At 61.8% G+C, this 18282-nt stretch carries 20 protein-coding genes; 15 read left to right on the top strand and 5 right to left on the bottom strand.

The genetic code is table 11. The features are described 5' to 3' along the window. Nucleotides 1-114: 114 nt before the first annotated feature. Nucleotides 115-534 (bottom strand): PTH2-like family protein, encoded by a 420-nt coding sequence (locus tag H4I99_RS10860; protein WP_163902915.1) that lies wholly within the window; start codon nt 532-534, stop codon nt 115-117. Nucleotides 535-660: 126 nt separating this feature from the next. Between H4I99_RS10860 and H4I99_RS10855 the strand changes: the two genes are divergently transcribed. Beyond that, complete coding sequence (locus tag H4I99_RS10855) at nt 661-1143, top strand: Lrp/AsnC family transcriptional regulator (RefSeq protein WP_163902913.1); 483 nt, start codon at nt 661-663, stop codon at nt 1141-1143. 132 nt (nt 1144-1275) lie between these two features. On the opposite strand, the gene H4I99_RS10850 is transcribed toward H4I99_RS10855, so the two are convergent. Both H4I99_RS10850 and H4I99_RS10845 read right to left on the bottom strand, forming a co-directional pair. Next, nucleotides 1276-1893 (bottom strand): transglutaminase-like cysteine peptidase, encoded by a 618-nt coding sequence (locus H4I99_RS10850; RefSeq protein ID WP_163902911.1) that lies wholly within the window; start codon nt 1891-1893, stop codon nt 1276-1278. Nucleotides 1894-2031: 138 nt separating this feature from the next. Then, nucleotides 2032-2841 carry an alpha/beta hydrolase gene (locus tag H4I99_RS10845; RefSeq protein WP_163902909.1) on the bottom strand — a complete coding sequence of 270 codons (810 nt, stop codon included), beginning with the start codon at nt 2839-2841 and terminating at the stop codon, nt 2032-2034. A gap of 209 nt (nt 2842-3050) precedes the next feature. Between H4I99_RS10845 and infC the strand changes: the two genes are divergently transcribed. The 7 genes from infC (at nt 3051) to pheT (ending at nt 8927) form a co-directional block, all read left to right on the top strand. After that, nucleotides 3051-3587: a translation initiation factor IF-3 gene (infC, locus tag H4I99_RS10840; protein ID WP_163906029.1), complete on the top strand. Its 537-nt coding sequence runs from the start codon at nt 3051-3053 to the stop codon at nt 3585-3587. A 213-nt stretch (nt 3588-3800) separates the two neighbouring features. After that, nucleotides 3801-4004, top strand: a complete 204-nt coding sequence (gene rpmI, locus H4I99_RS10835) for a 50S ribosomal protein L35 (RefSeq protein WP_099056273.1) — start codon at nt 3801-3803, stop codon at nt 4002-4004. 42 nt (nt 4005-4046) lie between these two features. Beyond that, a complete protein-coding gene (gene rplT, locus H4I99_RS10830; RefSeq protein ID WP_099056272.1) occupies nt 4047-4451 on the top strand; it encodes a 50S ribosomal protein L20 in 405 nt (134 codons plus the stop codon). Between the two features lie 132 nt (nt 4452-4583). After that, nucleotides 4584-5669, top strand: a complete 1086-nt coding sequence (gene pheS, locus H4I99_RS10825) for a phenylalanine--tRNA ligase subunit alpha (RefSeq protein ID WP_112827575.1) — start codon at nt 4584-4586, stop codon at nt 5667-5669. A 50-nt stretch (nt 5670-5719) separates the two neighbouring features. Further along, on the top strand, nt 5720-6034 hold the full coding sequence (locus H4I99_RS10820; protein WP_163902907.1) for a hypothetical protein: 315 nt from the start codon (nt 5720-5722) through the stop codon (nt 6032-6034). Between the two features lie 2 nt (nt 6035-6036). Further along, entirely contained in the window at nt 6037-6507 is a 471-nt protein-coding gene (locus H4I99_RS10815; protein ID WP_163902905.1) for a HEPN domain-containing protein, read from the top strand. Further along, nucleotides 6504-8927, top strand: coding sequence for a phenylalanine--tRNA ligase subunit beta (pheT, locus tag H4I99_RS10810; protein ID WP_163902903.1), 2424 nt, complete (start codon nt 6504-6506; stop codon nt 8925-8927). The genes H4I99_RS10815 and pheT overlap by 4 nt, the downstream gene beginning before the upstream one ends. An 89-nt stretch (nt 8928-9016) precedes the next feature. Here the strand turns inward: pheT and H4I99_RS10805 are convergent, their stop codons facing one another. Then, complete coding sequence (locus H4I99_RS10805) at nt 9017-9745, bottom strand: GntR family transcriptional regulator (protein WP_244625030.1); 729 nt, start codon at nt 9743-9745, stop codon at nt 9017-9019. Between the two features lie 245 nt (nt 9746-9990). On the opposite strand from H4I99_RS10805, the gene H4I99_RS10800 reads away from it, so the two are divergent. The 6 genes from H4I99_RS10800 to H4I99_RS10775 all read left to right on the top strand — a co-directional run bounded on the left by H4I99_RS10800 (nt 9991) and on the right by H4I99_RS10775 (nt 15952). Then, entirely contained in the window at nt 9991-11079 is a 1089-nt protein-coding gene (locus tag H4I99_RS10800) for an ABC transporter ATP-binding protein (protein WP_163902901.1), read from the top strand. A 49-nt stretch (nt 11080-11128) separates the two neighbouring features. After that, nucleotides 11129-12421, top strand: coding sequence for an ABC transporter substrate-binding protein (locus H4I99_RS10795; RefSeq protein WP_163902899.1), 1293 nt, complete (start codon nt 11129-11131; stop codon nt 12419-12421). A 196-nt stretch (nt 12422-12617) separates the two neighbouring features. Continuing rightward, a complete protein-coding gene (locus tag H4I99_RS10790) occupies nt 12618-13523 on the top strand; it encodes an ABC transporter permease (protein ID WP_163902897.1) in 906 nt (301 codons plus the stop codon). A gap of 1 nt (nt 13524) precedes the next feature. Next, a complete protein-coding gene (locus H4I99_RS10785; protein WP_163902895.1) occupies nt 13525-14343 on the top strand; it encodes an ABC transporter permease in 819 nt (272 codons plus the stop codon). Then, nucleotides 14343-15089 carry an aspartate/glutamate racemase family protein gene (locus tag H4I99_RS10780; protein ID WP_163902893.1) on the top strand — a complete coding sequence of 249 codons (747 nt, stop codon included), beginning with the start codon at nt 14343-14345 and terminating at the stop codon, nt 15087-15089. Before H4I99_RS10785 ends, H4I99_RS10780 begins: the two co-directional genes overlap by 1 nt. Continuing rightward, nucleotides 15086-15952, top strand: a complete 867-nt coding sequence (locus tag H4I99_RS10775) for a GNAT family N-acetyltransferase (protein WP_194362089.1) — start codon at nt 15086-15088, stop codon at nt 15950-15952. The genes H4I99_RS10780 and H4I99_RS10775 overlap by 4 nt, the downstream gene beginning before the upstream one ends. 292 nt (nt 15953-16244) lie before the next feature. Here the strand turns inward: H4I99_RS10775 and H4I99_RS10770 are convergent, their stop codons facing one another. Then, the gene (locus H4I99_RS10770; RefSeq protein WP_163902891.1) at nt 16245-17240 is read right to left on the bottom strand and encodes an aldo/keto reductase; all 996 of its coding nucleotides are present in this window, start codon (nt 17238-17240) and stop codon (nt 16245-16247) included. A 149-nt stretch (nt 17241-17389) separates the two neighbouring features. Between H4I99_RS10770 and H4I99_RS10765 the strand changes: the two genes are divergently transcribed. After that, nucleotides 17390-18280 carry a LysR family transcriptional regulator gene (locus H4I99_RS10765; protein ID WP_163902889.1) on the top strand — a complete coding sequence of 297 codons (891 nt, stop codon included), beginning with the start codon at nt 17390-17392 and terminating at the stop codon, nt 18278-18280. Nucleotides 18281-18282 lie beyond the last annotated feature (2 nt).

The following is an 18282-nucleotide window of genomic DNA, read 5'->3' as shown; positions in this document are numbered from 1 at the left end:
TCCGGCGCAGCCGGAGAAATCGATCCAGTGAATCGATTTCAACGACGAACGCCACGAGCCCAAAGCGAGTGGCCGGGCGTATCCTGATCCCGACCACCCGTCAGACACGCCCCCTCACCGCAGCAACTTCAACGCCCCCGTCAGCGACTTCACCCATTTCGACGGCCCGACAATACCGAGGCCGTCGATCTTTTCCTCGCCAAGATCCCTCTCCGGCATGGATGCCTCGTAGTCGGCATAGACGTGCAGGGCACGGGCGAAAGCCGGGAAGGGAACAACAGCACCTGCCGGACCGGCCCCATCCAGCGCCTTCAGCATCAGCCGCCGCAGGGCCTCATCATCCGCCTGAAGGATCAGCACGGGTAATGTCGAACTGACGTCGATCCGGCGCCCTTGTCCGTCCACAAGCTGGCGCGCCGCCAGCTCAGGCAGCTTCGCACCAATCCCTATCGCGATTGCTCCGACAGTGTTGGCGAGAAAGCCCTGAGGCAGTTCGGGGTTGACGACGATGGCGAGACGAAGATCTTCGGTCATTTCTGCTCCGGCATTGGATTCTCGGGCAAAACTAGTGCCGCCCGCCGGAAATTTCCTGCCTTTTATTGCAGACTTTATCTGTATCTGGGTAGAATTTACCGATACGTGGATACACGGAGGTAGATCATGCCGAACGATCCCCTTGAAGCAGTCGATGTCAGGATATTGGAGGCGTTACAAACCGACGGACGGATGACCAACCAGACGTTATCGGAGGAGGTCGGCCTCTCCACCTCACCATGCTGGCGGCGTGTGCGGCAACTGGAAGAGACCGGCGTTATCAAGGGCTATCGCGCCGAACTGGACCGCAAGAAGATCGGCCTCGGCGTACTCGCCTTCATCCGCGTCAAGATCGACAGCCACAGCGAACAGGAAGCGGAAGAATTTTCGGCCAGCGTCTCGAAGCTCAAGGAGGTCGTGGCCTGCTACAGCATTGCGGGCGACGCGGATTTCCTGCTGCAGGTCGTCTCGCCCGACCTCGACACCTATGCGGATTTCGCCATGACAGTGGTGCGCCGCCTGCCGCGCATCAAGGAAATGCAGACGACTTTCGTGCTGAAGGAGATCAAGCCGTTCGAAGGCCTGCCGCTTTCATTTGCCAGGGGATAGCGGGAGCATTGCTCCCGCCGGGAGCGCGTCTCGATCCGACTGCGTCAGATCGGCGCTCCAACAAATTCCTTTTGAAGCATAATCTTGTCGATCCTCGCTTCGCTCCTGTCGGATCATGCTCTATGAGCGCACTTACTTCAGAGCGCCAACCATGACGTCGGTGGTGCCGTTCTCGATGGTGACCCAGCGGCCCGTATCGAAGCTCGCCTGACGCTTCAGGTAGGTATAGGGCGTGTCGGTCCAGAGCTTCACTTCATCGACGAGGTTGTCGAGAATGAAGTCGCCCTGGGCCGTGCGCAGCGTCAGGACGGCATGCCCCTCGCCGTCGGGCTTGCGCACGACGGTGATCAGCAGGTCGGCGGGAGAGAAGCCGGCGTCCATGAGCTTGCGGCGCTTGAGGAGAACGAAATCCTCGCAATCGCCGGCGTCGACGGGATAGGCCCAGACTTCCTCGCGACCGTAGATCTCCATATCGGTCATCGGCGCGATCGTCGTGTTCACGGACAGATTGATGTCGCGCACGACCTCCCAGCCGTGGGCGGTCACGCGTGCAGACGAGCCCGACCTGGTGCGAATGCTGCATTCGTCGCGGTGATCGCGGCAGAATTCATAATGGCCGATCGGCTGGGACGTGACATTGCCCGTCTGCATGGACAACTGGGTCTTCGGCGCCGTCAAGGCCGTGCTGGCTGGCGCCATGACCGCCAGCGAAACCACCAGCGCGGCAAGCGCGTTCGAACCGTTCATCATGAACTCGTCCCTTCATTCGTTAACAAAACGTTAAGGTTCAGAAGGGTTACGAGTCAATTACCGCGACGCCATGCGCGTTAGGGATTTGTCAACTATGGTTAAAATGCGACAGATCCGGGACAGAGGGCCCGGACGTCATCACGCCGGCAACATGGCGACGACCGCCGCCTTCATTCGGGCGATGTCCTCGGGCCGTGAAAGCCTGTGGTCGCCGCCCTGCACCAGCGTCAGCACCACGTCGTCAGCCGGCAGGAATTCCATCAGCTTCAGCGCGTGCTTGTAGGGCACGTCGGGATCGGCCATGCCCTGGAGGATATGCACCGGGCACCCGGTCTCGATGATGCCTTTCAGCACCTGATTTTTCCGACCGTCCTCGATCAGGGCACGGGTAAAGATGTTCGGTTCCGGGCTGTATTCGGAAGGCTCCTCAAAATAGCCGCGCTCGGAAAGAGACGTGCGCTCGGCTTCCGAGAGATTCGGCTCGATGAGATCGATGGTGAAATCCGGTGCCGGCGCGATCAGCACGAGCCCCTTGATCTTAGGTCCCCGACCGAGCCTCTTCAGTTCCTGAATCACCCGGATCGCGATCCAGCCACCCATGGAGGAGCCGACAAGAACCACACTTTCGGGCGCGACATGCTCCAGCACGGCCAGAGCTTCCTGCGTCCAGCGGCTTATCGTACCCTTGCGGAATTCGCCGCCCGAAGCCCCGTGGCCGGAATAATCGAAGCGGATCGCTGCAAGGCCGTTTTCGGCTGCGAGCGCGTCGAGTTCGATCGCCTTGGTACCGGTCATGTCGGAGCGGTAGCCGCCGAGCCAGACAAGCGCCGGCATTGAAGGGGAAGCATTTCCGGCGGCAGGGCGCAACAGCATGGCGATCAGCCGGGAATCATCCCCCTCACCCACCGTCAGATGCGTCGCGACGATCCCGTTTTCACCCTCGGCCATGCCCGTTCTCCTTGTTGCCCGCGTCCCCGCCCACGTGGTGCGACGCTGCGGCCTGTAAAACACACTCGCGAATGAACGGACAACAGGTGATTTTCTATGACAGGCATGCTATTGACATAAAATCCGCAATCGCCATTTTGCCTGCGCACCAGATTCCAGCGCAGCGAGGACGTTGCGGCTATCCGGAACAGTTCGAGGAGAATACGACCATTCGCAGACCTTTCAAAGCCGACGCCCCCGTCAAGGATGGGCCGCGCTCCAACCGGGAAATCAGGATTCCCAAAGTTCAGTTGATCAATGAAGAAGGCGTGAATCTCGGTGTTGTGCCGACGGATCAGGCGCTGAAGATGGCGGAAGAAGCGGGTCTCGACCTCGTCGAGATCTCGCCCAATGCCGAGCCGCCGGTCTGCAAGATCCTCGACCTTGGCAAGCTGAAATACGCCAACCAGAAGAAGGCGGCGGAAGCGCGCAAGAAGCAGAAGATCGTCGAAGTCAAAGAAATCAAGATGCGCCCGAACATCGACACCCATGACTATGAGGTGAAGATGAAGTCGATGGCGCGTTTCTTCGAAGAGGGCGACAAGGTTAAGGTGACCCTGAAGTTTCGTGGCCGCGAGATGGCTCACCAGGAACTCGGCATGAAGCTCCTGATGCAGGTCAAGGAAGACACCGTGACGATTGCCAAGGTCGAAGCCGAGCCCAAGCTCGAAGGACGCCAGATGATGATGGTGCTCGCTCCGAAGTGAGCTCCATCGCGCGTTCGGGTGATTTCACCAATGCCGCTCCACGGGGGCGGCATTCGCATTTTCAGAGATTGTATCGACCCCCGTTGCGCTTTTTTCCCTTCGCGGTTATAAGCGCCCGTCCGAACGGTCCGGCAGGGCATGCCGTGGCCGTTTCTAATGCTTGAAAACCGGCTTTCGTCGGCTGGTCTTTCACAAAAACAATGGAGTAGCAAAATGCCCAAGATGAAGACGAAGTCCTCGGCCAAGAAGCGGTTCAAGATCACCGCAACTGGCAAGGTTGTCGCTGCGGCTGCCGGTAAGCGCCACGGCATGATCAAGCGGTCCAACAAGTTCATCCGCGATGCTCGCGGTACGATGATCCTCGCCGAAGCTGACGGCAAGAAGGTTATCAAGAACTACCTGCCGAACGGTCTCTGAGACCTTCCGCCCAACTGGACCAAGTTTTAAGGAGATCATGACATGGCACGCGTAAAACGCGGCGTTACCGCCCACGCCAAGCACAAGAAGGTATTGAAGGCAGCCAAGGGCTTCTACGGCCGCCGCAAGAACACGATCCGCGCAGCAAAGGCTGCCGTCGATCGTTCCAAGCAGTTCGCCTACCGCGACCGCAAGGTCAACAAGCGTAACTTCCGCGCCCTGTGGATCCAGCGTATCAACGCTGCCGTCCGCGAATTCGGCCTGACCTATGGCCGCTTCATCGACGGCCTCAACAAGGCCGGCATCGAAGTCGACCGCAAGGTTCTGTCCGACATGGCCATCCATGAGCCTGCAGCTTTCGGCGCCCTCGTCGAAGCTTCCAAGAAGGCACTTGCCTACCTCAAGGAAAAGGGTACGGCCAACGAGTTTGAAAGCGCGGTCAAGTAAGCCAGCGCTTCCCAAGCTCATTGCACAATCCGATTGGGAAACCCGCGCTGGCAGGGCTGGCGCGGGTTTTTTCATATCATCGTCACGCCGGGACGTCAGGCTCGGCAGAGGAACCAGGGCAGGAAAGACAAGATGTCCGATCTCGACAGTCTGAAAATAGCGCTTCTTTCGGATGTTACGGCCGCCGAAGACGAAGCCGCGATCGAGGCAGTGCGCGTTGCCGCGCTCGGCAAGAAGGGTTCGGTTTCCGAACTGCTGAAGACGCTGGGTAGCATGACGCCGGAAGAACGCCAGACGCGCGGTGCCGCAATCAACGCGCTGAAGAACGAGCTGACCGAGAAGATCACCGCCCGCAAGAGCGAGCTGCGCGACGCCGCGATCAATGCCCGCCTGAAGGCGGAGACCGTCGATGTCAGCCTGCCGGTGCGGTCCTCTCCCGCCGAACGCGGCCGCATCCATCCGATCAGCCAGATCGTCGACGAGATCACCGCCATCTTCGCCGACATGGGCTTCTCCATCGCCGAAGGTCCGGATATCGAGACCGACTACTACAACTTCACGGCACTGAATTTCCCCGAGGGTCATCCGGCCCGCGAGATGCACGACACCTTCTTCCTGTCGCCCGACGAGAACGGCGAGCGCAAGGTTCTGCGCACCCATACCTCGCCGGTGCAGGTGCGCACCATGGAAGCGCAGAAGCCGCCGATCCGCATCGTCATTCCCGGCAAGACCTATCGTCAGGACAGTGACGCCACCCATTCGCCGATGTTCCATCAGGTCGAGGGCCTCGTCATCGACAAGACCGCCAATGTCGGCCACCTGCGCTGGGTTCTCGAGGAGTTCTGCAAGGCCTTCTTCGAGGTCGACAAGGTGGTGATGCGCTTCCGCCCGTCCTTCTTCCCCTTCACGGAGCCGAGCTTCGAGGTCGACATCCAGTGCGACCGCTCCTCCGGCCCGATCGTCAAGTTCGGCGAAGGCACCGACTGGATGGAAATCCTCGGCTGCGGCATGGTTCATCCGAACGTGCTGCGCGCCGGCGGTCTCGATCCGGACGAGTACCAGGGCTTTGCCTGGGGCATGGGCCTCGACCGCATCGCCATGCTGAAATACGGCATGCCGGACCTCAGAGACTTCTTCAACGCCGACGTGCGCTGGATGAGCCATTACGGCTTCCGCCCGCTCGACGTGCCGACCCTGTTCGGCGGTTTGAGCGCGTGAGGGTTATGGAGTATCGTTCCTGATGGATTCCACATGGGAAGGTGGGTGTGATGGCAAGTCTTCGTGCCGTGTACTTGGCGCCTGAACAGATCGACAAGATCGTAACGCCTTTGTTGAGCGACGCCTTCAAGGACTATGGCTTCAACAGGGCCTCGATCAAAGAGGACGAGACTTTTGACGGCGAGCCGATCATCCGTGTCCGCGCGGACGTTAAAGAAGCGGTGCCCGCAAGGGAACTGGTCAAGATACTGGGCCGCATTCATGACGCACTACGCGCTGGAAATGATGAGCGGATCGTATTCCTGAGTGCGCCCGGCCCTGCGGTGGTCGCAACGGCTGGAGATGAAGACGAGGACACGTTCTAACCATGCCCGGCGCCTCCATGGTACAACGCCTGCTGCAGTCCGCAGACGATCTGATCAGGCAGAAGCCCAATAGTGCTGCCTACCGAAGAAGAGCCGTTAGCGCGGCTTATTATGCAGCCTTTCATGCCTTGGCCGCTCTGTGCGTAAAATCCCTGCTTCCAAAGCCACGGAGTGACGACGAAGTCCTGCGGGTGTACCGGGCTCTGGATCATGGTCAGCTTCGAAATGCATTCCTGCAACAACCGTTGAAGGAACATGAGCGATTCAAGGATATCGCTTCGCTTATTATAAAACTGCAGCAGGAACGGCATCGCGCCGATTACCTGCCCCCGGACAGCAATCTGTTTCCGGAGAACGAAGTTAAAGATCTAATGGATCAGGCCCGTGTGGCAGTTGATCTCATCGACGGGTTGAATGAGGCAGACAGCCGACTGCTCGCAACAAGCCTTCTGTTTAAGGAAAGAAAATCATGAAATTCACACTCTCCTGGCTGAAGGACCATCTGGAAACCGATGCCACGCTCGACGAAATCTGCGAGCGACTGACCGCAATCGGCCTCGAAGTCGAGGATGTCGATGACAAGGCCGCCTACAAGCCCTTCGTCATCGCCAAAGTGCTCTCCGCCGAGAAGCATCCGGAAGCAGACCGGCTGAAGGTTCTGGTCGTCGATGCCGGGGACGGCAAGCCGGTGCAGATCGTCTGCGGTGCGCCGAATGCCCGCGCCGGCCTCGTCGGTGCGCTGGCACGTCCCGGAACCTATGTTCCCGGCATCGACGTCACGCTTTCGGTCGGCAAGATCCGCGGCGTCGAAAGCCACGGCATGATGTGCTCCGAAAAGGAGCTCAACATTTCCGACAATCATGACGGCATCATCGACCTGCCCGAGGATGCCCCGGTCGGCACCTCGTTCGCGTCCTATGCCGGCCTCGACGATCCCGTCATCGAGATCAACCTGACGCCGAACCGTCCGGATTGCACCTCGGTCTTCGGGATTGCACGCGACCTCGCCGCTTCCGGCCTCGGCACGCTGAAGCAGCCGAAGGCGCCCGACTTCAAGGTCGATGGCGAAACGCCGCATGACGTGAAGATCGTGCTGGACGACGAGCGTCTGTGCCCCGGCTTCGCCTACCGGCTGGTGCGCGGCGTGAAGAACGGCCCGAGCCCGAAGTGGATGCAGCAGCGGCTGCTCGCCATCGGCCTGCGCCCGATCTCGGCGCTGGTCGATGTCACCAACTACATGACCTTCGACCAGGGCCGTCCGATGCACGTCTTCGACGCCGACAAGGTCAAGGGTACGCTCGTCGTGCGCCGCGCGCGCGAAGGCGAGGAAATCCTCGCTCTCGACACCCGCACCTACAAGCTCAATCCCTCGAACGTCATCATCTCCGACGACAACGGTCCGGAATCGATCGGCGGCATCATGGGCGGCGAGCATTCCGGCTGCGACGAGAACACCGTCAACGTGCTGATCGAGTCGGCGCTCTGGGATCCGATCAACATCGCCAAGACCGGCCGCTCGCAGGGCATCATCACCGATGCGCGATACCGTTTCGAGCGTGGCGTCGATCCGGAATACATGGTGCCCGGCCTCGAACGCACCACCGAACTGGTGCTGTCGATGTGCGGCGGTACCGCGGCAGCCTCCAAGGTCACCGGCTACCAGGGCCATGTCCGCAAGATCGTCGACTTCCCGTTCTCGGAAGTAAAGCGCCTAACCGGCCTCACCGTCTCCAACCAGGAGGCTCGCACCATCCTCACCGGTCTCGGCTTTGAGGTGATCGGCGAAGGCGAGCAGGTCAAGGTTTCGGTTCCGTCCTGGCGTCCGGATGTCGACGGCAAGGCCGATCTGGTGGAAGAAGTCATGCGCGTGCATGGCGTCGACAAAATCAAGCCGGAACCGCTGGCGCCGACCGGCTCCGTCAACGGCCGCATCCTGACGACACTGCAGATCCGCACCCGCACCGCCAAGCGCACGCTTGCCGCGCGCGGCATGATGGAAGCCGTTACCTGGTCGTTCATTTCCGAGGATCAGGCAAAGCTCTTCGGCGGCGGCAGCCCCGCGCTCAAGCTCGCCAACCCGATCGCCGCCGACATGTCGGACATGCGGCCTTCGCTGCTGCCCGGGCTGCTCTCGGCCGCCCAGCGCAATGCCGACCGCGGCTTTGGCGATGTGGCGATCTTCGAGGTGTCCGGCACCTATGAAGCCGATACACCGGAAGGCCAGCGCCGCGTCGCTGGTGGTATCCGCCGCGGCACGGCCTCGCTCGCCGGTGCCGGCCGCATGTGGTCGAACGCCTCCAAGGGTGGCGGCAAGCCGGTCGACGTCTTCGACGCCAAGGCCGACGCGCTCGCCGTGCTTGAAGCCTGCGGCCTGCCGATGGGCAATGTGCAGATCGAGGCCGGCGCTCCGGCATGGTACCATCCGGGCCGTTCCGGCACGATCAAGGCCGGCCCGAAGGTGATCCTCGGCTACTTCGGCGAGTTCCACCCGAAGACGCTCGAAGCGCTCGATGTCTCCGGCGCGCTCTGCGGCTTCGAGGTCTTCGTCGATGCCCTTCCGGAACCGAAGAAGAAGGCGACCCGCACCAAGCCGGCGCTCGATCTCTCGCCGTTCCAGATGGTCAGGCGCGACTTCGCCTTCGTGGTCGACAAGGCCGTCGAGGCCGGCGCGATCATCAAGGCCGCCGGCAGCGCCGACCGCAAGCTGATCACCGGCGTCAACGTCTTCGATATCTTCGAGGGCGCTTCCGTCGGCGAGGGACGGAAATCCGTCGCCATCGAGGTTCTGATCCAGCCGGTCGACAAGACGCTCACCGACGAGGATTTCGACGCCCTGACGAAGAAGATCGTCGGCAACGTCGAAAAGACCACCGGCGGCAGCCTTCGGGCATAAGGCTCACAGGATCCAGACATAAAAGCCCGCCGGGAGATCCCGGCGGGCTTTTCTCGTTTCGAACCTTAAAAGCGGACCCGGATTCCGCCTCACAGATTGAGCGCGTCCTTCAGCGTCAGCGCCTCGCCGATGCGAAGGTCGAGGTCGGCCTCGATATGGGCGATGTGGTGGAGCATGCATTCGGTGGCGCGGGCCACATCCTTGTTCTCCAGCGCATCGAGGATTTCGCCATGCTCGTCATGGCCACAGCTCGAAACACCGGTGCGGCCATAAAGCGCGATCACCAGCGAGGAGCGGGCGACGAGTTCGTCCATGAACTTTTCGAGAATGGCGTTGCCGGCGACCCTGGCGAGCATCAGGTGGAAATCGCCAGAGGCCTTGATCTCGGCGCGACGGGCGCTCGCGCCCCGTTCGCTGCGAAAGCGTTCCTCTTCCTTCAGCTGCTCACGAAAACCGGCGATATCGGCAGCGGTGATCCGCTCGGCGGCGGCGGCGACAATGCCGGGTTCGATCAGCCGGCGCGAGGCGAAGACCTGCATGGCCTCTTCCGGCGAAGGATTGGAGACGAAGGCGCCGCGATTGCGTTCGGTGCGCACCAGTCCCTCGAAGGCGAGCATCTGCAGCGCATAGCGAACCACGGTGCGGCTGACATCGAACAGCGTGCCGACTTCCGCCTCTGAAAGCTTCGTGCCGGGCGCCAGGCGCCGGTCGACGATGGCATCGCGCAACTGATCGCGAATGGCGCGTGCGCGATCCTCCTGATTGGGATCGATCAGGCTCTGGGTTCCGGGAGCGGGCGACATGTCTTCTTTGCGCATGCGGCCTTTTTATCGTCAATGCGATGCAATGGGAACAGAAAGCTGGCGCTGATTAAGCAAAATGATTGTCGACAATTTCATCTATAGATAGAACACAATCGCATCTTTTTTATGCATACACTGATCGAAGGCGCATAACCTTCCGGCACAACCCAAGGACACGCACGCGATTCCAGACACTTAGACGGCAAACTGCAAACTGGCACGGCTCATGCATCTGTAATTCGCATGCAGAGGGGTAAATCATGACGAAAGCCGCAGAGATCGATATTGCCGCAGTCTCCAAGGTATACGGAACGACCACCGCAGTGCATGCGATCAGCCTGAAAATTCCGGCTGGCACCTATTGCTGCCTGCTCGGTCCTTCGGGCTGCGGAAAGACGTCCACGCTCCGAATGATCGCCGGTCATGAAAGCGTTTCGAGCGGAGACATCCTGCTCGGCAACGCCAATGTCACCGATCTTCCGCCGGCAAAGCGCGGCACGGCGATGATGTTCCAGTCCTATGCGCTGTTCCCGCATCTCGACCTCGTCGACAACGTCGCCTTCAGCCTGAAGATGAAAGGTGTCGAGAAAGAGGCCCGCCAGCGCGAAGCGCTGGAAATGCTGAAGCTGATGCAGCTCGAGCCCTATGCCACTCGCCGGCCGGCGCAGCTCTCGGGCGGCCAGCAGCAGCGCGTGGCGCTTGCCCGCGCGCTGATCACCAAGCCGGAAGCGCTGCTTCTCGACGAACCGCTTTCGGCGCTCGATCCCTTCCTCAAGATCCGCATGCGCGCTGAGCTGAAGAAGCTGCAGACGACACTCGGCATCAGCTTCATCCATGTCACCCACAGCCAGGAGGAAGCCATGGCGCTTGCCGACCTGATCGTGGTGATGAACGAGGGCCGCATCGAACAGGCCGCCCATCCGCGCACTGTGTTCGAACGCCCCGCGACAGCCTTCGTTGCCCGTTTTATGGGCGACCACAACGTGATTTCGGGCAGGATCGCCACATCCGGCGAGGCTGGCCCGATGATCGAAGTCATCGGCGGCGGACGTTTCGCTGCAAGGGGACCGTCCCATGAAACCGGCGCGCCCGCCGATATCGCCGTCCGCACCGACCGGGTGCGCATCGGGCAGGAATTCGCCGACGGCCTCGGCTTCACCGGCATCGTCTCGAATATCGAATATCGCGGCTCGTCCGTGAAGCTTTCGCTTTCCGGCGCGGGCATCGAGGACTTCACGGCCATCGTCAGCGATGCGGATTTCTTCGCAAACCCCGTCAAGGTGGGAGATGCGGTGCCGCTTTCCTGGCCGGCGGAGGATGCCATCGTGCTCGGCCGCCTGCAGCACTGACCGGATAAGCCAAGCACAACCAACCAAAACCTCAGAGGAGAACTGGGCCATGACTGAGAAGACCAAGACTGAAACCGGCGGAATGACCCGCCGCAATCTCTTGAAGACCGGCGCGGCCGCCGCCGGCCTCGCCGCCGGCTCCGGCGTCATCACCGGCTTCCCGACCATCTGGGCACAGTCGAACATCACGCTGCGCCAGTTCGGCACCGGCGTTTCGAACATCAACGCCATCGCAGAACAGTGCAAGAAGGACCTCGGCATCACGCTCGAAATGACGGCAACGGATTCGGACGCCGCCGCCCAGCGCGCCGTGACCCAGCCGAACTCCTACGACATCGCCGATATCGAATACTGGATCCTGAAGAAGGTCTATCCGACCGGCGTGATCCAGCCGATGGAAACCAAGAAGCTGAAGTATTACGACAAGGTCGTTCCGCTGTTCAAGAACGGCAAGCTGCTGCCCGACAGCGTCATCGCCCAGGGTACGGCGCCGCACACGGTCGGCTATGTCGAAAAGCCCGGCGACAAGACCTTCGCCAAGGCCGAAACCGAATACTTCACCATGATGCCGACGATCTACAATGCCGATACGCTGGGCATCCGCCCCGACCTCGTCGGCCGCGAGATCACCACGTGGGCTGACATCATGGACCCGGCCTTCAAGGGCAAGACCGCGATCCTCAACATCCCCTCCATCGGCATCATGGACGCCGCCATGATCATGGAAGCGATGGGCAACATCACGTATGCCGACAAGGGCAACATGACCAAGGAAGAGATCGACAAGACGATCGACTTCCTCATCAAGGCCAAGCAGGACGGCCAGTTCCGCGCCTTCTGGAAGTCCTTCGACGAGTCGGTCAACCTGATGGCCTCGGGCGAAGTCGTGATCCAGTCCATGTGGTCGCCGGCCGTCGCCGCCGTCCGCTCCAAGGGCATCGCCTGCAAGTACCAGCCGCTCAAGGAAGGCTACCGCTCGTGGGGCGGCGGTCTCGGTCTTGCCTCGCACCTCAGCGGCGCGCAGCTCGATGCAGCCTATGAATACATCAACTGGTACACGTCCGGCTGGGTCGGCGGTTACCTCAACCGTCAGGGCTACTATTCGGCCTGCATGGAAACCGCAAAGGGCTTCATGACCGCCGACGAGTGGGGCTACTGGATCGAGGGCAAGGCCGCCGCTGGCGACATCCTCTCGCCGGAAGGCAAGGTCATGGAAAAGGCCGGCGCCATCCGCGACGGCGGCTCCTTCGAGGAACGCATGGGCAAGGTCGCATGCTGGAACTCGGTCATGGACGAAGACCGCTACATGGTCCGCCGCTGGAACGAGTTCATCGCGGCATAAGGGATAATCCCCTCCCCAACCCCTCCCCACAAGGGGGAGGGGCTTCCAGAACATCCCGTCACCGGGGTGGTGGATGCAAGGTCACAACACGGTGTCTCCCCCCTTGTGGGGGAGATGGCCGGCAGGCCAGAGGGGGGCCAAAGCGAGACCTTCGTTGGGACATGCAGACAATCGAGCCAACATGGAGAGACAGACGATGAACACAGTGCGATTTATCGGCGTCGGCGAGGAAAAGCCGAAACGCGAGATCCGCCTGCCTGCCTGGCTCCCCGCTTATCTGCAGGCGGCGCCGCTGGCGCTGATCCTTGGCGGCTTCCTGCTCCTGCCGATCCTGATGATCGGCATCGTCAGCTTCTGGGATTACGACTTCGCCCAGATGTATCCCGATTTCGTCACCTTCAATTATGCCGAAACGCTCGGCTCGTGGGTGACGTGGAAGACCTATCTGAACACGCTGAAATTCGCCCTCATCGTCTGGGCGATCACCGTTTTCATCGGCTTCTGGGTCGCCTATTTCCTCGCCTTCCACATCCGCACCACCACCATGCAGATGGTGCTGTTCCTCGTCTGCACCGTGCCGTTCCTGACGTCCAACATCATCCGCATGATCTCGTGGATCCCGGTGCTCGGCCGCAATGGTCTCGTCAACAGCGGCCTGATCGGCACCGGCATCATCTCGCAACCGATCGAATGGCTGCTCTATTCCGATTTCGCGGTGGTGCTCGCCATGGTGCATCTCTACACGCTGTTCATGGTCACGCCGATCTTCAACACCATGATGCGCATCGACCGCGCTCTGGTGGAGGCCGCGCGCGACGCCGGCGCTTCCGGCCGGCAGATCCTCACCAATGTCATCATTCCCCTGTCCAAGCCCGGCATGGCGATCGGCACGATCTTCGTGGTGACGCTGGTCATGGCCGATTTCTCGACCGTACAGGTCATGTCCGGCGGTCAGAGCGCCTCGGTGGCGCTGATGATGAAGAACCAGATGTCGCTGCTGCAATATCCGGCGGCCGCCGCCAATGCGGTAATCCTGCTGGTGCTGGTTCTCCTGATGGTCGCCGCCATCCTGCGCGTCGTCGATATCCGCAAGGAACTCTGAGATGAATTCCGAAAAACGCTCCCGCGAATTCTACGTTCTCGCCGCCTTCTTCGCACTCTTCGTGGTGTTTCTCTACGGACCGCTCTCGGCCATCGTCATCCTCTCGTTCCAGGGTGAAAACGGCGGCCTCACCTTCCCGCTAAACGGGGTATCAGTGCACTGGTTCGGCAACCTGTTCGAACAGCAGGCGGTCGGCGATTTCGGCGGCTCCTTCCGTCGCTCGCTGGCGCTCGGCCTGATGGTCATGGTGGTCACCGTCGTCGTCTCGCTGCTGGCGGGCCTTGCCTTCCGCCGCAAGTTCATCGGCGCCACCGCCCTGTTCTATCTGTCGGTCGCAAGCCTCGTCGTGCCTTCCATCATCATCTCGCTCGGCATCGGCGTGGTCTTCAGTCAGGCCGGGTTGCAGCCCGCATGGTATTCGTCGGCCTTCGGCGCGCACCTCACCTGGACGCTGCCGTTCGGCGTGCTGATCATGTTCGCCATCTTCAACCGCTTTTCGCCGTCCTACGAGGAGGCTGCCCGCGACCTCGGCGCCAACGCCTGGCAGACCTTCCGCCATGTGGTCCTGCCGATGATCGCGCCGAGCCTGATCGGCGTCGGCCTGTTCGGTTTTACGCTGTCCTACGACGAGTTCGCCCGCACGCTGATGACATCCGGCACCTACAACACCCTGCCGCTGGAGATCTACGGCATGACCACCAACGTCACGACGCCGGTGCTCTATGCGCTCGGCACCGTGACCACCTTCTTCTCCTTCCTGGTGATTGCCGGCACGCTCGGCCTGATCATCGCCATGAACCGTCGCAGGGCGCGTGGCTGATGCGCATTCTGGTCGTCAATCCCAATACAACCCGCAGCATGACGGCGACGATCGCCGATGCCGCCCATCGCGTGGCAAACCCTGGCACGGAGATCGTCGCCGTCACTTCCTCGATGGGGCCGGTCTCCATAGAGGGCTATTATGACGAGGCCTTTGCGGTTCCCGGCCTGCTGGTCGAAATCGCTCGGGCGGAAAAGGCCGGGGCTTCCGCCGCGATCATCGCCTGCTTCGACGATACCGGCCTCGATGCCGCCCGCGCGCTTGCCCATATGCCCGTCATCGGCATCTGCGAGGCGGCACTTGCCGCCACCTCCTTCATCGCCCAGCGTTTCTCCATCGTAACGACCATGGAGCGCTCACGCCTGCCGCTCGAACATCTGGTCCATCGCTACGGCATGAGCGGCCGCGCCAAGGTGCGCGCCGCCGATATTCCCGTGCTTTCACTTGAAGACCCGCAATCGAATGCGCGCGACCGGCTGCGCAACGAGATCGCTGTGGCGCTGCGCGAGGACAAGGCGGAAGCCATCGTGCTCGGCTGCGCCGGCATGGCGGACCTCACGGCCGAACTCCGCCGCGAATTCGGCGTGCCGGTGATCGACGGCGTCGCCGCTGCCGTGAAGCAGGCCGAAGCACTGGTGGCGCTGGGTCTTTCGACTGCCAAGCGCGGCGCCTATGCGTCGCCGATCAACAAGACCTATACCGGCGCACTCGAAGCTTTTGCCCCGGCGGCCATGGTCAGACTATGAGCGTGCCGGCCACCGAAATCCGACCGCTCTCGCCGGCGGAGATCGAAACGCTGGTCGGCTGGGCCGGGGACGAAGGCTGGAATCCGGGACTTGCCGATGCGAGTGCTTTCCACGCCGCCGACCCGGAAGGTTTTCTCGGCTGTTTCGTGAATGGCGTGCTTGCTGCCGGTATTTCGGCCGTCGCCTATGGTGAGGATTTCGGCTTCATCGGTCTCTACATCTGTCATCCACACTACCGTGGCAAGGGCTACGGCCGGCAGGTGTGGGATGCCGCAATGGCCCATCTCGAAGGGCGGACCATCGGTCTGGACGGCGTTCCCGAGCAGCAGGCCAATTATGCCAGCATGGGCTTTAAACCGACCTACCAGACCTTCCGCTGGAGCGGCCGCGTCACAATGCCATCGCCATCTCCAACGGCACCTTCCGCATCAACCATCAAGGTTCGGACAGCAACGCCCGACCTGCTGCCGGCCATCGGCGCCTTCGACCGTCGGTTCTTTCCAGCCGAGCGCAGCAGCTTCCTCACCGAGTGGCTTTCCGTTCCGCGTGAAACCTTTCTCGCCACCACCGCCGCCGGAATAGCCGGCTATGCAGTTTTGCGGCGCTGCCTTGTCGGCCACAAACTCGGCCCGCTTTTCGCCATCGACAGCGATGCGGCTGATGCTCTGCTCGATGCCTGCCTGCAGCGCATCGGCGCGGACGAATTGCAGATCGACGTGCCGGAAGCGCAGGCGGAGTTTTCCAACCGCCTCGCCCGCCTCGGCTTCACCCGCGGCTTCGCCACGCGCCGCATGTATCGCGGACTGGCGCCGGCAGTGAACCAGTCTGGCGTCTACGGCGTTACCACGCTGGAACTCGGCTAGCGCCACCCGTCTTCAGGGAGCAATCCCGGCAAGGACGCGTAGCCGTCTTGGATTCGGAAGGTATTGGCTCGTGGTTCCCCCCCTCTGCCCTGCCGGGCATCTTCCCCTCAAGGGGGGAGATCGAATAGCCGAAGCCGTTCACTCCCTCTCTATAGAAAACACTTTCAGACATGTGGGGGAAAATCGGAAAGATCGAAAGGGTAGCCGTTCTGCCAATCTCCCCCCTTGAGGGGGAGATGCCCGGCAAGGCAGAGGGGGGTACCCAGGATCACCACTGTTTCAATTCAAGGTATTAGAGATTCGTCATCGCCAGCGAAGCGTCGCTATAGCGCTTGCCGGCCACCTTGTCGGGCGAGAGCGCCGTTGACAGGCGGGCGAGTTCCTCGGCCGAGAGCGCGATGTCGGCAGCGGCCGCATTCTGTTCAAGATGCGGGATCTTGCGAGCGCCTGGGATCGGCACGATGTGCTTGCCCTGATGCAGCACCCAGGCTAGCGCCAATTGTGCGGCCGTCACGCCCTTCTCTCCGGCCATCGCGGTCAGGAGATCGATCAACGCCTCGTTGGCGGAGAGGTTTTCCGCCTGAAACCGGGGGAGCTGCGAGCGGAAATCATCGGCTCCGATGTCCTCCGGCTTGCGGATCGCACCCGTCAGCATGCCGCGCCCGAGCGGGCTGTAGGGCACGAAACCGATGCCGAGTTCGCGGCAAGTGGCGAGCACACCGTTTTCTTCCGGATCGCGGCTGAACAGCGAGTATTCGCTCTGGACGGCGGCGATCGGGTGAACGGCGTGGGCGCGGCGGATGGTGGCGGCACCCGCCTCGGAAAGTCCAAGGGCGCGGACCTTGCCCTCGGCCACCAGTTCGGCCATCGCGCCCACCGTATCCTCGATCGGCACGGAGGGGTCGACGCGGTGCTGGTAATAGAGATCGATGACATCGGTGCCGAGCCGCTTCAGCGAAGCCTCGGCTACCGCCTTCACGTGTTCGGGGCGGCTGTCGACGCCGACGATATTCTGGCCATGCGGCTTGCTGTCATCGATCCTGAAGCCGAACTTGGTGGCGATCACCACCCTGTCACGCACGGCCTTGAGTTCGCGGCCCACGAGAATTTCATTGTCATAGGGGCCATACATTTCGGCGGTGTCGAAGAAGGTGACGCCGAGTTCGACGGCGCGGTGCAGGGTGGCGACGGCCTGCTTCTCGTCGGTTGCGCCATAGGCGTAGCTCATGCCCATGCAGCCAAGGCCGAGGGCGGAAACGGAAAGACTACCGAGCTTGCGGGTTTCCATGGGAGGCTCCTTTGATCGAGCTTTGCTTCTCTTGATATCCGCGAGTTGCGGCCGGGAGGCGGCCTCAAGCGGACAATGGCAAGGTAAGCCCTGACTGCCGCTCTGATAATTGCTGCAAAGACGCTCAGTTTATTCTATCAGATAGAACAATGAACAGGATCCAGCTTTCGCAGCTTGCAGTTTTCGCCGCCGTCGCCGAGCATCGCAGCTTCCGCAAGGCGGCCGACGAGCTGGCGATTGCGCCCTCGGCCGTCAGCCACGCCGTGGCCTCGCTCGAAACAAGCCTCGGCATCCGGCTTCTGGCCCGCACCACCCGCAGCGTCGCGCCGACCGAGGAGGGCCGGCGGCTGCTCGACAGTCTAGCTCCAGCGCTTCACGACATCGACGGCGCGGTGGCGGCCCTCGCCGACAGCCGCGCCGCACCGGCCGGCCTCCTGAAGATCACCATGCCGCGCCCGGCAGCCGAACACCTGATCGCGCCGCGTCTTGGCGATTTCCTCGCGCGCTTTCCCGATATCACCGTCGAGCTGGTAACCGCCGACACGTTCGAGGACATTGTCGAACAGGGATACGATGCCGGGATCCGGCTCGGCGAAAGCCTCGAGGCCGACATGATTGCGGTGCGCGCCTGCGGTCCCTTGCGCGGCGCGGTGGTGGCGACGCCGGGCTACTTCGCCAATCATCCGAAACCCATCCATCCGCGCGACCTGGCCGATCATCGCTGCATCCGCCGGCGCTTCTCCAGCGGTCGCATCTATCGCTGGGAATTTGAGAAGGACGCCCGGACGCTCACGGTTTCCGTCGATGGACCACTGATCCTGCCGGATGACAAGCTGATCCTGTCGGCCTGCCTCGACGGCGCGGGGCTTGCCTATCTGTTCGATGCCCGCGTGCTGGAAGCTCTGGAGGCGGGGCAACTCGTCCGGGTGCTGGAAGACTGGTGCCCGCCCTTCGAAGGTTTTTACATCTATTACCCCTCGCGCCGGCAGATGCGGCCGGCGCTCAGAGCCTTCATCGACTTCTTCCGGCATACGGAATGAAG

The sequence above is a fragment of the Paenirhizobium daejeonense genome, from assembly GCF_014280875.1.
GTDB lineage: Bacteria > Pseudomonadota > Alphaproteobacteria > Rhizobiales > Rhizobiaceae > Allorhizobium > Allorhizobium daejeonense.
Note: the sequence above shows the minus strand (reverse complement) of the source record. Positions and strands in the feature narration are given on the sequence as shown.